Annotated in this window: 14 protein-coding genes; 1 reads left to right on the top strand and 13 read right to left on the bottom strand. The window is 43.2% G+C overall.

Annotation, left to right across the window (positions count from 1 at the left end; all coding sequences use genetic code 11):
- Nucleotides 1-8: 8 nt before the first annotated feature.
- The 10 genes from ccoN to ileS all read right to left on the bottom strand — a co-directional run bounded on the left by ccoN (nucleotide 9) and on the right by ileS (nucleotide 11,671).
- A complete protein-coding gene (gene ccoN / locus QQL60_RS02130; protein ID WP_284722258.1) occupies nucleotides 9-1,430 on the bottom strand; it encodes a cytochrome-c oxidase, cbb3-type subunit I in 1,422 nt (473 codons plus the stop codon).
- 391 nt (nucleotides 1,431-1,821) lie between these two features.
- Nucleotides 1,822-2,208 carry an MTH938/NDUFAF3 family protein gene (locus tag QQL60_RS02125; protein ID WP_007145729.1) on the bottom strand — a complete coding sequence of 129 codons (387 nt, stop codon included), beginning with the start codon at nucleotides 2,206-2,208 and terminating at the stop codon, nucleotides 1,822-1,824.
- Between the two features lie 5 nt (nucleotides 2,209-2,213).
- Complete coding sequence (locus QQL60_RS02120; protein ID WP_007145730.1) at nucleotides 2,214-2,510, bottom strand: integration host factor subunit beta; 297 nt, start codon at nucleotides 2,508-2,510, stop codon at nucleotides 2,214-2,216.
- A gap of 122 nt (nucleotides 2,511-2,632) precedes the next feature.
- Nucleotides 2,633-4,306 carry a 30S ribosomal protein S1 gene (gene rpsA / locus QQL60_RS02115; protein ID WP_007145731.1) on the bottom strand — a complete coding sequence of 558 codons (1,674 nt, stop codon included), beginning with the start codon at nucleotides 4,304-4,306 and terminating at the stop codon, nucleotides 2,633-2,635.
- 110 nt (nucleotides 4,307-4,416) lie between these two features.
- Nucleotides 4,417-5,082, bottom strand: a complete 666-nt coding sequence (cmk, locus tag QQL60_RS02110) for a (d)CMP kinase (RefSeq protein WP_007145732.1) — start codon at nucleotides 5,080-5,082, stop codon at nucleotides 4,417-4,419.
- The gene (gene aroA, locus QQL60_RS02105) at nucleotides 5,075-6,394 is read right to left on the bottom strand and encodes a 3-phosphoshikimate 1-carboxyvinyltransferase (RefSeq protein ID WP_284722257.1); all 1,320 of its coding nucleotides are present in this window, start codon (nucleotides 6,392-6,394) and stop codon (nucleotides 5,075-5,077) included. Before aroA ends, cmk begins: the two co-directional genes overlap by 8 nt.
- A gap of 17 nt (nucleotides 6,395-6,411) precedes the next feature.
- Nucleotides 6,412-7,299: a prephenate dehydrogenase gene (locus tag QQL60_RS02100; RefSeq protein WP_284451740.1), complete on the bottom strand. Its 888-nt coding sequence runs from the start codon at nucleotides 7,297-7,299 to the stop codon at nucleotides 6,412-6,414.
- The gene (gene hisC / locus QQL60_RS02095; protein ID WP_284722256.1) at nucleotides 7,299-8,393 is read right to left on the bottom strand and encodes a histidinol-phosphate transaminase; all 1,095 of its coding nucleotides are present in this window, start codon (nucleotides 8,391-8,393) and stop codon (nucleotides 7,299-7,301) included. Before hisC ends, QQL60_RS02100 begins: the two co-directional genes overlap by 1 nt.
- A complete protein-coding gene (gene lspA / locus QQL60_RS02090; RefSeq protein WP_273182233.1) occupies nucleotides 8,390-8,857 on the bottom strand; it encodes a signal peptidase II in 468 nt (155 codons plus the stop codon). The genes hisC and lspA overlap by 4 nt, the downstream gene beginning before the upstream one ends.
- A gap of 9 nt (nucleotides 8,858-8,866) precedes the next feature.
- Nucleotides 8,867-11,671 carry an isoleucine--tRNA ligase gene (gene ileS, locus QQL60_RS02085; RefSeq protein ID WP_284722255.1) on the bottom strand — a complete coding sequence of 935 codons (2,805 nt, stop codon included), beginning with the start codon at nucleotides 11,669-11,671 and terminating at the stop codon, nucleotides 8,867-8,869.
- 162 nt (nucleotides 11,672-11,833) lie between these two features.
- Between ileS and QQL60_RS02080 the strand changes: the two genes are divergently transcribed.
- Nucleotides 11,834-12,127 (top strand): DUF3579 domain-containing protein, encoded by a 294-nt coding sequence (locus QQL60_RS02080; RefSeq protein ID WP_007145738.1) that lies wholly within the window; start codon nucleotides 11,834-11,836, stop codon nucleotides 12,125-12,127.
- Here QQL60_RS02080 and QQL60_RS02075 read toward each other — a convergent pair.
- The 3 genes from QQL60_RS02075 to QQL60_RS02065 form a co-directional block, all read right to left on the bottom strand.
- Nucleotides 12,124-12,576, bottom strand: a complete 453-nt coding sequence (locus tag QQL60_RS02075; protein ID WP_273182241.1) for a CBS domain-containing protein — start codon at nucleotides 12,574-12,576, stop codon at nucleotides 12,124-12,126. The genes QQL60_RS02080 and QQL60_RS02075 overlap by 4 nt on opposite strands.
- Before the next feature lie 112 nt (nucleotides 12,577-12,688).
- A complete protein-coding gene (locus QQL60_RS02070; protein ID WP_284722254.1) occupies nucleotides 12,689-14,581 on the bottom strand; it encodes a TonB-dependent siderophore receptor in 1,893 nt (630 codons plus the stop codon).
- On the bottom strand, nucleotides 14,559-15,143 hold the full coding sequence (locus tag QQL60_RS02065) for an STN domain-containing protein (protein WP_284722253.1): 585 nt from the start codon (nucleotides 15,141-15,143) through the stop codon (nucleotides 14,559-14,561). The genes QQL60_RS02070 and QQL60_RS02065 overlap by 23 nt, the downstream gene beginning before the upstream one ends.
- Nucleotides 15,144-15,235: the final 92 nt, after the last annotated feature.

Below are 15,235 nucleotides of genomic sequence, written 5' to 3'. Positions count from 1 at the left end.
CAGTCTCCTTAAATATTAGCAGCTGTTGCCATTGCAGCCGATGGCTTAGCAATCGCACGACGGATAGTCACCGTGACGTTAAATAACATCACACACGCGCCTGAGAAGAAAATCAGACCACCTACAGCACGCATGGCATAGTAAGGATGCATTTGAGCCACTGATTCAACAAAGGTATACGCCAAGTTACCGTAGTCGTCATATGCACGCCACATTAAACCTTGCATGATGCCTGACACCCACATAGCAGTAATATAAACCGCTGTACCAATTGTAGCCATCCAGAAATGGAGGTTAACCAAACGGACTGAGTACATCGTTGTTCCCCACATACGCTCAACCATATGATAAAGCGCACCGATAGACACCATGGCTACCCAACCTAAGGCACCAGAATGAACGTGACCAATAGTCCAGTCAGTGTAGTGTGATAATGCGTTTACTGTTTTTGAAGACATTACTGGACCTTCAAATGTCGACATCGCATAGAATGCTAGAGAGACAATCAGGAAGCGTAAGATATAGTCAGTACGCAGTTTGTCCCAAGCACCACTTAATGTGAACATACCGTTGATTGCTCCGCCCCAAGAAGGAATAATCATCGCTAATGATATAGCGGCACCTAATGAGCCAGTCCAGTCAGGTAACGCAGTATATTGAAGATGGTGAGCACCTAACCATACATAACCGAAAACTAATGCCCAGAAGTGAATAACAGATAAACGATATGAATAAACAGGGCGATTAGCTTGCTTGGGTACGAAATAGTACATAATTCCAAGAAAGCCGGCTGTCAGGAAGAAACCAACGGCATTATGCCCCCACCACCACTGAATCATCGCATCTTGTACACCAGCAAATAGTGAGTACGATTTAAACAGATCGACTGGGATAGCCAGACTATTTACAACGTGTAAATAAGTAATCATGATCATCATCGCAATAAAGAACCAGTTTGCTACATAGATATGTGAAACTTTACGAATGGAGATGGTCATGATGAAGTTGAACGTGTAAGCCAACCATACTGCAGCAATAAGGATATCAATCGGCCATTCTAATTCAGCATATTCTTTTGATTGGGTATAACCAAGTGGCAAAGTAATGATTGCCCCCAAAATAACAAGATTCCAGCCCCAAAATGTGAACCAGGCTAACTTATCACTCCACACCCGTGTGCGGCATGTACGTTGAACAATGTAATAAGCTGTAGCCATTAGTGTTGAACCACCAAAAGCAAAAATAACCGCATTGGTATGTAAAGGACGTAAACGACCAAAACTGATATATGGATTATCAAAATTCAGAACTGGCCAAGCCAACTCTGAGGCGATATAAACACCGATACCGGTGCCAACGACCAAGTAGACACATGCCATATAGGCAAACCACTTGACCACTTGATAGTTATATTGTTGTTCCGCTTGCATAGCGACCACACCTTCTCTCTTTGGAAAACTCTCTCTCAATTTTGCTGAAAACCACACAACAAAATCAGGACCCTTTTCTATACGTGCTTCAATAAATATTAAAAGCAGTTAGAATTTTACATCAATCAATTGATTCGCTTCACATCAAAACATTGATCTAGATCAATCGTAGTGTGATAAAGCACATTGTGCTGTGAAATGCCCCACCTCGCACGTAACAGGGAATTTTCCTAAGAACAAAATGTCTGGTCAAGTTGACTACTATTCACACGATATATAAAAAATATATTTGTATTAAAAAAACAAATAGTTACAAAATTTCTCTAAAAAAAAAGAAATATCAACAGTGTCAAGATAATGGATGATTGCGGCTTATTAAATTTGCTCGTCTTTACGGACTGATAAGCAATACCACTGAACGTTCTTCTGCTAACAGTAAATTGTATGTATGGCAGGCAGATGACAAAGTCATAAATTCGGTTCCGATGCCCTGCTCGTTGAAATACTTGGCCATGTTTATCAGGGGAAAAGAAAGGCCGGCTTCAGTCGCAAAAATAATTACTTCTGGAGCCAGCGCTTTTAAAGCAGACAGCGTATCTGCTGATAGATTTTGGATATTAGTGACGTCAATATTTTCTATTATTTGATTTGGCGTCAAAACAAATCCAAGGTCATAAGACTTAAGAATTTGTGTATTTTTCTGGCGAACAGTGACTGACTGTTCATCATATGAGTGGATTTGGTTAAATTCGAAAACCGCTTCCTCACTCAGTTTCATCTGTTCTACTGCTGATAACCTGCCGCATCGTTGACGCGGTCACGCAACTCTTTACCAGGCTTGAAATGCGGTACATATTTTTCATCTAACTGAACAGATTCACCACTTTTTGGGTTACGCCCAACACGTGGTGGTCGATGATGTAAGGTAAAACTACCAAACCCGCGAATTTCAATTCTATCTCCTTGTGAAAGGCTATCGCTCATCTGTTCTAAAATGAGTTTAACGGCAAGCTCAACATCACGATAATTTAATAGAGATTGTTTTTCAGATAAAACTTCAATCAAATCTGATTTGGTCATGTCTTTAAAATTCCTGGAATAATGCGCTAAACACCGATATTGAATATCGGCTTTAATCTTCTGAATCTATTAGAGAAAAACCCCTGACAAAGTCAGGGGTTTATCTTTAATTTGAAAAACGATTAATTGTCTTTCTGATCCATTTGTTCTTTAAGCAAATCACCCAGAGTAGTGTTGCCTGCAGAAACATTACTGTACTCTTTCACAGCTTCTGATTCTTCTTGATCATCTTTCGCTTTGATAGAAAGAGTTAGCGTACGATCTTTACGTGACATGCCAGTAAATTTAGCTTCAACATCGTCGCCAACAGCCAGAATTTTACTTGCATCTTCAACACGTTCACGAGCAATATCTGCAGCACGAACATAACCTTCAACGCCTTCAGCTAATTCAATTGTTGCACCACGAGCGTCAACAGCAATGACTTTACCGTTAACAATACTTCCACGTGGATGCTCAGCTAAGTAAGCAGAGAACGGATCGTCTTGTAATTGTTTAATACCTAAAGAGATGCGTTCACGTTCAGGATCAATCGCTAAAACAACCGCTTCAACGTCATCACCTTTCTTGAAGTCACGAATTAATTCTTCGTTGTCTTCTTCCCAAGAGATATCAGACAAGTGAATCAGACCATCAATACCGCCGTCTAAGCCGATGAAGATACCAAAATCAGTGATTGACTTGATAGCACCACTCACTTTGTCGCCTTTGTTGTGGGTCATCGCAAACTCTTCCCATGGGTTCGTTTGGCATTGTTTGATACCCAGAGAAATACGGCGACGTTCTGCATCGATATCCAGAACCATAACTTCAACTTCATCACCCAGTTGAACCAGTTTAGATGGGTGAACGTTTTTGTTAGTCCAGTCCATTTCAGACATATGAACTAAACCTTCAACACCATCTTCGATTTCAACAAAGCAACCGTAGTCAGCAATGTTTGTGACTTTACCGTGGATGCGTGTGCTGTTTGGATAACGACGAGCGATATCTTTCCAAGGATCATCACCCATTTGTTTCAGACCCAGTGAAACACGTTCACGGTCTTTATCAAATTTCAGTACTTGAACTTCAATTTCGTCACCGATAGCAACAACTTCAGATGGATGTTTAACACGTTTCCACGCCATATCAGTGATATGTAACAGACCATCGATGCCGCCCAGATCAACGAACGCACCGTAGTCAGTCAGGTTCTTAACAATACCTTTAACTACTTTGCCTTCTTCCAGCGTTTCTAATAACGCTTCGCGTTCTGCACTGTTTTCTTCTTCCATAATCGCACGACGTGAAACAACGATGTTGTTACGTGGACGATCAAGTTTAATCAGTTTGAATTCGAGTTCTTTATTTTCCAGGTGAGTAGTATCACGGATTGGACGAACATCGACCAAAGAACCAGGAAGGAATGCACGGATATTTTCCAGATCCACGGTGAAACCACCTTTGACCTTACCAGAAATGATACCCATAACGGTTTCACCCGCTTCAAACGCGTGTTCCAATTTAGTCCATGCTTCGGCAGCTTTCGCTTTATCACGTGACAATTGTGTCGCACCAAAACCATCTTCTAATGATTCCAGAGATACATCGACTAAGTCACCAACAGAAACCGTTACTTCACCATTTTCGTTCAAAAATTCTGAAACTGGGATAGCGCCTTCTGATTTCAGACCGGCATTGACCATAACAACATCAGGACCGACATTGACTACCGTACCGGTAACAATTTTGCCTGGTTGCATTGGAGTTGAATTTAGACTCTCTTCGAAGAGATCAGCAAAGCTTTCGCTCATTGTTAAATATCCTTGACCCTGTTGAGGAAACAAGATCACCTAATTAATCACTCGCTCATGCGAGATCGTTAAACATCCCATTCGACAAGTATCGAACAGGCACCAAAAAATTAAATTGCACAATAGCTGCGCACTTTTTCATATACTGCAGTGATACCTAATTCGGTAGAATCCAGTATCAATGCATCCGTAGCGGGCAATAACGGCGCGACTTTACGTTCACTGTCACGCTTGTCCCGCTCTGAGATTTCTGCAATGAGATCGGAAAGGTTACTCTCAATTCCTTTCTCTTTCAACTGCTTATAACGTCTCAATGCTCTTTCTTCCGCACTCGCGGTTAAAAACACTTTAAATGGAGCATCAGGGAAGACAACCGTACCCATATCACGCCCATCGGTGACTAAACCGGGTAATTGGCAAAAGTCACGCTGACGCTGTAATAATGCTGCTCTCACAGCAGGAATCGCTGCCACTTTTGACGCTGCATTACCTGCTTTTTCTGTACGAATTTGCTGGCTAACCTCTTCGCCTTCTAACAGCACACTAAGCCCGTCATCATCTAAATGAAATTGAAGATCTAAGGTTTGTGCTAGTTGAACAAGGGACTTCTCATCCGAGGCTGGAATCTGGTGTTTAAGACTAGCAAATGCCAATACCCGATATATCGCACCACTATCTAAATAGTGCCACCCCAATTCTCTGGCAATCATTTGTGCAATGGTGCCTTTGCCAGAGCCGCTGGGGCCATCGATCGTTAATACAGGAATATCAGCCATCAATTTCTTCAATCTGTAAGCCGACTTTATTGGCTAAATCAACAAAGCCCGGGAATGAGGTAGCGACATTTGCACAGTCATTAATCTGAATGGAGCCACCAGCTTGCAGACCCGCAATGGCAAACGACATAGCAATGCGATGATCACTATGACTGTCAACCTCACCACTGCCGATCACACCACCATTAATAACAATGCCATCTTCTGTTGGCTTGGCATCGATCCCCAATGTGGTTAAACCATCGGCCATAACTTGGATACGATCACTTTCTTTCACTCGTAACTCTTCAGCCCCGGTCAGCACTGTCTGACCTTCAGCGCAGGCTGCCGCAATGAATAATGCAGGAAATTCATCAATGGCTAGAGGTACTTGATCTTCTGGAATTCGAATCCCTTTTAATGGTGCATATTGGATACGAATATCAGCCACAGGCTCACCACCCGTGACTTTTTCGTTGGTCAGCGTAATGTTTGCACCCATTTCCTGAAGAATATTGATAACACCAATACGGGTCGGATTCACACCAACATGTTCAAGAGTAATATCTGAACCGGGTGCAATCGCCGCAGCGACCATGAAGAACGTGGCTGAGGAAATATCGGCGGGTACATCTATGTTTGTTGCTGTCAGCTTACCGCCACCTACTAGAGAAACGGTACTGCCCTCTTTTTCTACCTGATAACCCATCCCCTCAAGCATGCGCTCGGTATGATCTCGCGTTGGCGCAGGTTCTGTAACAGACGTTTTACCTTCTGCATACAAACCGGCCAATAATAGACAGGATTTAACCTGTGCACTGGCCATTGGCAAATCATAATGAATCGCTTTCAGGCTGCTTGTTTTATGTAAGGTAAGCGGTGGTTTGCCATCGGTGGTATCGATCTTCGCGCCCATCAATGCTAACGGATCGGTCACACGTTTCATCGGTCTGGATGATAATGACTTATCCCCCGTCATGGTGACATCAAAACCCTGGCCTGCCAGCAGTCCAGATAACAGACGCATGGATGTACCGCTATTACCCAGGTTTAGAGAGCTTGTTGGTGCTTTAAGGCCATGCATACCTACACCATAAATCGTGACCTTACCTTTATCAGGGCCAATGATGTCGACCCCCATACCACGAAAAACAGCGAGTGTTGCTAAAGCATCTTCACCCTCTAAAAATCCGGTAACTTCTGTCGTTCCCTCTGCAAGTGAGCCGAGCATGATTGAGCGATGTGAAATTGATTTATCGCCCGGCACACGTACTTTCCCGGTTACCTTACCACCAGGATGAACAATATATTTTTTACTCGCTTCACTAGACACGTCTGTTGACTCCACTTTTATACTTCACTGTTATCTATCAAATCAGGATCGGCAAAACGGGTATCCCGGGCTTTTTTAGCACGAGCAAACACCTCAATTAAATACTCCCCATCTTCTTCCTTGATGGCCTGTTCGATTTTATTAATGCCTTGATGGTATTCATCAAGTAAATCCAGAATGGCTTGTTTATTACCCAAACAGATATCTCGCCACATCACAGCATCACTAGAGGCAATTCGCGAAAAATCACGAAAGCCACCGGCGGCATAGCGTAATACCTCATCGCAATCATCACGTTGCGCTAACATGCCTACCAAGTTAAATGCCAGCACATGAGGTAAATGACTTGTCGCAGCGAGGACGGTATCGTGATGTTCGACATCCATCTCAAACACTTCTGCCCCGGTTAACTGCCACATCGCTTTAATTTTTGCCGTGGCTGCAGTGTCTGTGTCACTCACCGGCGTCAGAACAACCCGATGGTCCTCATACAAAGTAGCGAATGCAGCGGAAGGGCCGCTTTTTTCTGTACCAGCAATCGGATGTCCCGGCACGAACTGCTTGAAGTTATTCCCTAATGCCTCGCGAGCCGCCAGGACCACTTGTGCTTTAGCACTACCACCATCAGTGATAATAGCTTCTGGTCTTATATGCTCACTCATATCAGCAAAAACCGCTGCCATTGCCCCCATCGGCACGGCAACAAAGATAACGTCGGCTTCAGCAACCGCTTCAGCAATGGAATCAGCAGCCTTATCAATAACCCCTAAAGCCAATGCTTCTTGTCGGGCATTTTCACTGCGTGAATAGCCTATGACTTCGTTGACAGCCCCTTTGGATTTAAGTGATAAGGCAAGTGAACCACCAATCAGTCCAACACCAATTACAGCCAGCCGATTAATCATTAACCGCGTCCCAAAATACCAGATAAGGCATCGAGAAAGCGCTGATTTTCTTCAGCTAAGCCAATACTGACCCGAAGGTGCTGAGGTAATCCATAATTAGCCACTGGGCGAACAATAACGCCTTCGTATAGCAGTTCATCGTAAACTTCAAAAGCATTGGTGTGCACATTGACGGTGATGAAGTTGGCTCTGGAAGGAATATACTGCAAACCCATTTTTTCAAAGCCAGCAACAAGTTGTTTCATGCCAGCCTGATTGACGTCTCGCGTTTGCTGTAAATAAGCTTCATCACCCAAAGCAGCAACTGCAGCAGATTGAGCCAGATTACTGACGTTAAACGGTTGTCTGACTCGATTCATCAGGTCAGCGACTTCAGGATGTGACAGGGAATACCCCACCCTGAGCCCCGCCAAGCCATAGGCTTTAGAAAAGGTACGGGTGATGATCAGATTATGGAAGTCCTGTAACCAGGGTACTGAATTTTCTTCCATGTTGAGGTATTCAACATAGGCTTCATCCAGAACAACTAAGACCTTTTCAGGGACTTTTTCTAAAAATAATTTAATTTTCTCTGGTTCTAACCAAGTACCCGTCGGATTATTCGGATTAGCAATAAAAATGATTTTTGTACGCGAGCTAATCGCTTTATGAATGGCATCAAGATCATAACCATAGTCTTTCGCCTGCGTCACAACAGGGCTCGCGCCGATGGCTTGCGTCACTATCCCATACACAGCAAAAGCATGTTCTGAAAAAATAATTTCATCCCCTGCCCCGGCAAAAGCACGTGCTACCATTTCCAGTACATCATTCGAACCATTACCCAGGGTAATCTGCTCAGGTGCTACCTGATGTTTTTCAGCTAATGCCAATTTTAATGCGTAGCCGTTGCCATCCGGGTAGCGTGCCATTTCTTTAGCGGCCATTGCCACTGCGGCCACTGCGGCTTTAGGAGGACCAAGCGGATTTTCATTGGAGGCCAGCTTAATAACATTACGAACACCATACTGACGTTGTAACTCTTCAATGGGTTTACCCGGGACATAAGGTTGCAGGTTAGCAACCCCACTTACAGCAAGATCACAAAAACTCATTTCTGCTCCGTTTTGTTTCTGAAGCTATCGAAAATCAATAGAATGGCACCTATACAAATCGCTGAGTCAGCCACATTAAATGCCGGCCAATGGTAGGTTCCGTAATAGACATCCAGAAAATCGATGACATAACCATGTATGAAGCGATCAATCACATTACCCAATGCCCCACCCAGAATTAATGCTAAAGAGGCTGCTTCGAATTTTGCATCTGGTTTTAGTCGTTTCATCCAAAACAGTAAGATGATACTTACCAGAACGGCTAAACCACTAAAAAACCAACGTTGCCAGCCACTTTCTGCCGCAAGAAAACTAAATGCAGCACCATGGTTATACGCCAGAGTAATATTAAAAAAGGGCAAAACGGCTATAGACTGATAAAGCTCTAATGTACTATTCGCCCACCATTTGCTGAGTTGATCGAACACAATCACCAAAGCAGAGAGATTCAACCATTTCAGCATGTTATTTATTTAAGCGAACTGTCTTAGTTCGCCATCTCCTTCGATATTATCAATACAACGATCACACAACTCAGGGTGATGGCTATTCTGTCCAACAGATTCAACCTGATGCCAGCAGCGGTCACAGCGTGAATATTCAGCCGCTTTAATTGCAACAATTACGCCTGACAAGCTTGTCTGTACAGCTTGTTTAGCTGCATCACTATCCATACTGAAAAGATTGACCTTTGAGGTAATCAAAACAAACTTTAACTCATCGCCCAGCTTGTTCAATGAAGCCAACATTTTTTCATCTACAAACAGACTAATTTCGGCAGTTAATCCACCTTTAATCTGGCCTGCATTTCGTTGATTTTCGAGTTCTTTAGCAACCACCTCTCTGACACTAAAGACCTGATTCCAGAATGCTAGATCAAAGTCGGTGTTTTGAGGCAATGGCGCTAATTCATCACTCCAGAGATTGAGTAATACAGATTCGTTACGTTCACCCGGTAAGTAGCCCCATAATTCATCTGCAGTGAAACTCAGAATAGGCGACATCCAACGCACCATTGCTTCCAGAATATGGTACATCGCTGTTTGTGATGAGCGTCTGCCCAAACTATCTGTCTGCATCGTGTACTGGCGATCTTTAGTGATATCCAGATACAGGCTGCCCATTTCATTTGCACAGAAATTATGTAACTTCTGATAAATCACATGGAACTGATAACTCTCATAGGCTGCCAGAATATCTTGCTGTAAATAGTAAGCGCGATCCAAAGCCCAACGATCCAAAGGTAATAAATCGTCGACAGCAACCCTATTGTTGGCTGGGTCAAAATCATTCAGGTTTGATAATAAATAACGAGCAGTATTACGGATACGACGATAAGAATCGGCAGTGCGTTTGAGAATTTCATCAGACACTGTCATCTCACCACTGTAATCAGTGGAAGCCACCCACAGACGAATAATATCGGCCCCCAGGCTGTTCATCACTTTTTGTGGTGAAACCGTGTTACCCAAGGACTTAGACATTTTTTTGCCATTCGCATCAACAGTGAAGCCGTGAGTTAATGCTGCTTTGTATGGGGCTTCTCCAGTGGTTGCCACAGAGGTCAACAAAGATGACTGGAACCAGCCACGATGTTGATCACTACCTTCCAGATATAAATCTGCAGGACGATTTAAATACGCACGACGAGCCAATACACACGCATGAGACACACCAGAATCAAACCATACGTCCAGGGTATCAGTTACTTTTTCATAGTCGGCCGCTTGTTCGCCTAATAACGATTCTGGCTCTAAATCAAACCATGCATCGATGCCCTCTTGCTCAACCTTCTGGGCGACGGTTTCCATCAACTGTTCAGTGTCAGGATGCAACTCACCTGTTTGTTGGTGAACAAATAACGGAATTGGCACACCCCAGGTACGCTGACGAGAAATACACCAGTCAGGGCGTCCTTCTACCATATTTTCAATACGTTTTTGACCCCAAGCTGGCATCCAGCCTGTATCAGCAATGGCTTTCATCGCAGCACTTCGCAAACCATTTTGATCCATGCTAACGAACCATTGTGGCGTCGCGCGGAAAATAATCGGGCTCTTATGACGCCAGCAATGCGGGTAGCTATGTTGAATATCGATGTGCGCGAGTAATGCGCCTTTTTCTTTTAAAAGCGCGATAACATCCGGATTCGCTTTAAACACAGATTTGCCAGCAAAAATCGGCGTGTCCGGTAAAAACACTCCATTACCACCCACTGGATTATCCACTTTTAAGTCATATTTCAGACCGACAACAAAGTCGTCCTGACCATGTCCAGGAGCCGTATGCACCGCACCAGTACCGGCATCAGCTGTGACGTGGTCACCTAAAATAACAGGCACTTGTCGATCGTAAAATGGATGCTGAAGCAATAAACCTTCCAGTGTTTCGCCTTTAAAGCGTGTCACTACTTCAGCTTCAATGCCATAGCGCTGGAGAGCCGCTTCATATAATGACTCAGCTAAAACCAGTTGCTCATTATCCGCTTGCAATAAAACATAAGTGAATTCAGGATTGACCGAAACAGCCTGATTGGCAGGTAGTGTCCAAGGAGTCGTTGTCCAGATAGGCAAACTCACTACACCTTTACCTGAATGACCTACAGCATTTTCAAAAGCAGTTTTGTCAACGATGCTAAAACGCACATCAATAGCGGGTGACGTTTTATCTTCGTATTCTACTTCGGCTTCTGCTAATGCCGAACCGCAGTCCACACACCAGTGCACAGGTTTCACACCTTTGTGTAAATGACCTTGCTTGGTGATTTGCCCTAAGGTACGGATGATATCGGCTTCAAAGCTGAAATCCATGGTCAGATAAGGGTTATCCCACTCACCCAATACACCCAGACGTTTGAAGTCTTCCCGCTGGCCATCAACCTGTTTGGCAGCATAATCACGGCAAGCCTGACGAAACTCTTTAGCAGTCACTTTTACACCGGGTTTACCCACTTTCTTCTCAACATTCAGTTCGATGGGTAAACCATGGCAATCCCAGCCGGGTACATAAGGCGCATCAAAGCCACTCAAGGTTTTAGACTTGATAATGATATCTTTTAAAATCTTGTTAACGGCGTGACCAATATGGATATCCCCATTTGCATAGGGAGGACCATCATGCAAAATAAACTGTGGTCTACCTTTGGCCTGTTCACGAATTTTTTCGTAAAGATTAATATCTTGCCAATGTTGAAGCGTTTGTGGTTCACGATTAGGTAAACCAGCTTTCATCGGAAATTCTGTTGCAGGTAAATTTAGCGTTTGTTTGTAGTCAGCCACAAGATTCTCGTAGAGTAGGAAAACTAAAAGCGGTGATTATACGGATTTTTATTGCCGACCTAAATCATTGAAAGCACTTTTATTTACACTCTGTGCTTATGCAAACATGATTATTTACAGTAGAATGCCGATTTTAACCCATCACAATTGAGCTGACGCTTTATGTCCATATCGAAAAAGGTGATCATCCGCGGACTGACTTTAGACGGTGGAAAGTTTCGTCCCAGTGACTGGGCTGAACGCTTATGCGGGGCAGTTGCCTCATATGGTCCTGGTCGACGCATTATTTTTCATCCCAGTGTCAGACTTGCGACATTAGAAGGCGTCAAATGCGTGGTGATTGACGCAGACTTAGAACAAAGAGACGAGATGCTTTTCGACTTTCTGTTAGATTTTGCCAAAGACAACAAACTGCAAATCGATCACATCGATAACTTCGATGCTGAACAACATTAAATTTCCTGCTCGGCGTCCGGCCAGTTCTGAATATAATTTTTTAGCAATTTATTCTCAAACTTGGCTTTTTTCAGCAATTCTTCCACGATATCAGTAATAGATAACATACCTTCCAACTTACCTTTATAAACAACAGGTAAGTGACGGATATTATGCTCCACCATTTTATTCATCACTTCCTCAAGCGTATTATCGGGCTCACAGGTATAAGGATTAGGTGTCATGGCATCGTTGACCAGCATTTGATTCCACTGATCTGGATGGGTATCAAGAATTTTCAAAATATCCCGCTCAGATAAAATCCCCACCATCGTCCCATTGGCTTCGGTGATAATTAATGAGCCTATCCGGTGTTCCATCAACATGGCAACCGCTTTATCCAGACTGTCTTTTGGCGATAAGCCAATGACAGGTTTACCTTTATTTTTGGTAATCGATCTGACTTTCATGGTCCTGCCCCTCTTCTCTGAGTGCTGAGGCTTATTCTGCTTGAGTCAGTAAGTGTTTGGCAACAAATAAGAAAAAAGGGCTGCATGATTTATCATGCAACCCTTGGTAGAACTACCAGTTGTAAGTCGCTGAGGCGATGACTCGACGGCCGTCACCGTAATAACAGACCAGATCCGTACATGTGGTGGTGTACTCACGATCAAATAAATTACTGACGTTCAGCGCCAGTCTCACATCATCAAAGTCATAACGGATACTAGCGTCAGTTAATGTGTAACCACCGGTTTCAATATCGACACTCTGATTACCGCTGAGCGCACTCAAATTATCCTTGCCAATATAAGTGCTTTCACCAATATAACGTAAGCCTGCCCCTACGCCTAAACCTTTCAGTACACCGCTTGTTTGTGTGTAATCAAGCCATAAGCTTGCTGTTTGACGGGGTTGGTTAGGAATCAGACTATCTTTTTCCCAGCTATTTGGACTTTCAGTAATACGCGCATCAACATAACTGTAAGCGGCTGTGAGTTTGACTTGTTCGGATATATCTAAACCGGCTTCAATTTCCACACCGGTAGAGTTCACCTCACCCACCTGACGTGATACACCATTAACATTCACGGCATCGTACTCGGTGATGACATAGTCCTCTTTCGTCAAATCAAACACAGCCATACTGATAAAACCATCAATATTTTTCGGTTCATACTTCACACCGACTTCATATTGCTTGGCTTTTTCAGGATCAAATAAATTGCCATTCGTATCGGTTTTTGTGACTAAATTAAATGATTCGCTATAACTCATATAAGGCGAAAGGCCATTATCAAATTTATAGACCAAACCAATACGCCCTGAAAAATCTTCCGCTGATTTATCTGCATCAACATCGCTACTGTTTGTATAATTCACATCAACATCATTTTTAACCCAGTCGTAACGTCCGCCAATCAGTAAACGCCAATTTTCATAAGCGAGTTGGTCCTGCATATACAACCCTGTTTGACGCGAGTAAATATCTCTATCTTGACTAAGCGAGAGATCACCTACTGCTGAACCATACACAGGATTTAAATAATTAATCGCTGTGGCTGTTCCACTAAAAGTCTTTTCTGTAGCATCAGAATAGCGCCAATCCAGACCAATAAGCACATCATGAGTTAGTTTTCCAGCATCAAAATGCGCTAACAACTGATTATCTACAGCAAAAGCATTTAATTCTTCTTTCTTTCTGGAAGCTACTCTACCTTGTATACCTGAAGTTAAATCAGATGCAAATAGATCACCGCTAATACCAAGAGCTTTAAAGTCTAGATCAACTTGATCATATCGGGTGTTTTGTCTGAAAGACCATGTATCATTAAAAGTATGAGAAAACTCATATCCCACTGCTCGATAATCACGCTCAAAGTTATTAAAATCCTCTTCACCATCAAAAAAACCGAATTCTCGATCGTAGACCTTCGCTCCACCTCGAAAAGCACTAAAAGTTTTCAACAATGCTGGTGAGAAATGACTATTAAAACTATAAGTTTGATCATCATGCTGCTCAACAGCTAGTACCGTTAACTGAGTATCATCACTGATATTCCAGGTTAATGAGGGTGCCACCATCTTACGTCTGGAGTCGTTATAATCGACTTCTGAATTACTATCGTTACCCACAAAGGTCAGGCGATATAGTAATTTGCCTTCCTCATCAACTTTGCCACTGAAATCACCGGCTAACTCAAAAAAGTCATTACTGCCAGCTGACAGACGTAATTCATGCAAAGGCTCCTCCGTAGGGCGTTTGCTGACCAAATTCACCAAACCACCGGGTTGAGCTTGCCCATAAGTCACTGAACTCGGACCTCGAATCACTTCTACTCGCTCTAATGCATAACTATCCGCTCTGGGTAGACCATAGGTACTGGTTGGAATCAGCAGACCATCACGATAGACCTGTGTTTTGGCATCAAAGCCACGCAAACTAAACCAGTCATAGCGTGTATCGTACACCATAAGGCACACTCAGACTCGGCGTGTATTGCAATGCCTCTGTGACCGTTTTTGCACCACGAATAGTTAATTGCTGTTGGGTAACCACTGAAATTGACTGCGGTGTATCAAAAATTGAGGCGTTGTTTTTAGTCGCTGATGCACTGCGCTGTGCAGCATAACTATCAATCGGTGTATAAGGCGATAATGATGATTTTTCCCCCGTGACCGTCACCACAGGTAAATCAGCAGACTGTTCGTTACTTTGTGTCAGACGATAACTATTTTCTGATTGTTTAACCACGGACAAAGAGGTGCCTTGCAATAGTTTTTGCAAGCCCATGCTAATGCTGTATTCACCCCTCAGCCCTGCGGTTTTATATGGACTGGCTAATTCAGGCGAATAACTTAATAAAATACCTGCTTGTTGACCAAACTGATTTAATGCGGTGGTTAACTGACCTGCTGCCACATTAAAATTAACTTTTTGTTTTGTGCTACTGATCTCTTGATCTGCTGCTAATACCAGCGTCGGTGATATCAGGACCAAACCTGTGGTGGTCAGTAAAGCAGTTGCGAGCGTCATGGCGCTCAATAACGTTGGCTTGTATAACATGCGATGTCTCACTTCCATTAACAAATAGTGTCTATTTGTTCTGTCACGTGAGAATGAAAAAA

It is taken from the genome of Methylophaga thalassica (assembly GCF_030159795.1).
GTDB lineage: Bacteria > Pseudomonadota > Gammaproteobacteria > Nitrosococcales > Methylophagaceae > Methylophaga > Methylophaga thalassica.
The sequence above is the reverse complement of the archived record's forward strand: the minus strand, read 5'-3'. Positions and strand labels throughout refer to the sequence as shown.

Excerpts from the sequence above, each read along its gene's own strand:
- cmk (WP_007145732.1), bottom strand. The coding sequence starts at position 5,082 with ATGGCTGATATTCCTGTATTAACGATCGATGGCCCCAGCGGCTCTGGC.
- QQL60_RS02120 (WP_007145730.1), bottom strand. The coding sequence starts at position 2,510 with ATGACCAAATCAGATTTGATTGAAGTTTTATCTGAAAAACAATCTCTA.
- hisC (WP_284722256.1), bottom strand. The coding sequence starts at position 8,393 with ATGAGTTTTTGTGATCTTGCTGTAAGTGGGGTTGCTAACCTGCAACCT.
- lspA (WP_273182233.1), bottom strand. The coding sequence starts at position 8,857 with ATGCTGAAATGGTTGAATCTCTCTGCTTTGGTGATTGTGTTCGATCAA.
- QQL60_RS02100 (WP_284451740.1), bottom strand. The coding sequence starts at position 7,299 with ATGATTAATCGGCTGGCTGTAATTGGTGTTGGACTGATTGGTGGTTCA.
- QQL60_RS02080 (WP_007145738.1), top strand. The coding sequence starts at position 11,834 with ATGTCCATATCGAAAAAGGTGATCATCCGCGGACTGACTTTAGACGGT.
- QQL60_RS02125 (WP_007145729.1), bottom strand. The coding sequence starts at position 2,208 with ATGAAACTGAGTGAGGAAGCGGTTTTCGAATTTAACCAAATCCACTCA.
- QQL60_RS02075 (WP_273182241.1), bottom strand. The coding sequence starts at position 12,576 with ATGAAAGTCAGATCGATTACCAAAAATAAAGGTAAACCTGTCATTGGC.
- rpsA (WP_007145731.1), bottom strand. The coding sequence starts at position 4,306 with ATGAGCGAAAGCTTTGCTGATCTCTTCGAAGAGAGTCTAAATTCAACT.
- QQL60_RS02070 (WP_284722254.1), bottom strand. The coding sequence starts at position 14,581 with ATGGTGTACGATACACGCTATGACTGGTTTAGTTTGCGTGGCTTTGAT.
- QQL60_RS02065 (WP_284722253.1), bottom strand. The coding sequence starts at position 15,143 with ATGACGCTCGCAACTGCTTTACTGACCACCACAGGTTTGGTCCTGATA.
- ccoN (WP_284722258.1), bottom strand. The coding sequence starts at position 1,430 with ATGCAAGCGGAACAACAATATAACTATCAAGTGGTCAAGTGGTTTGCC.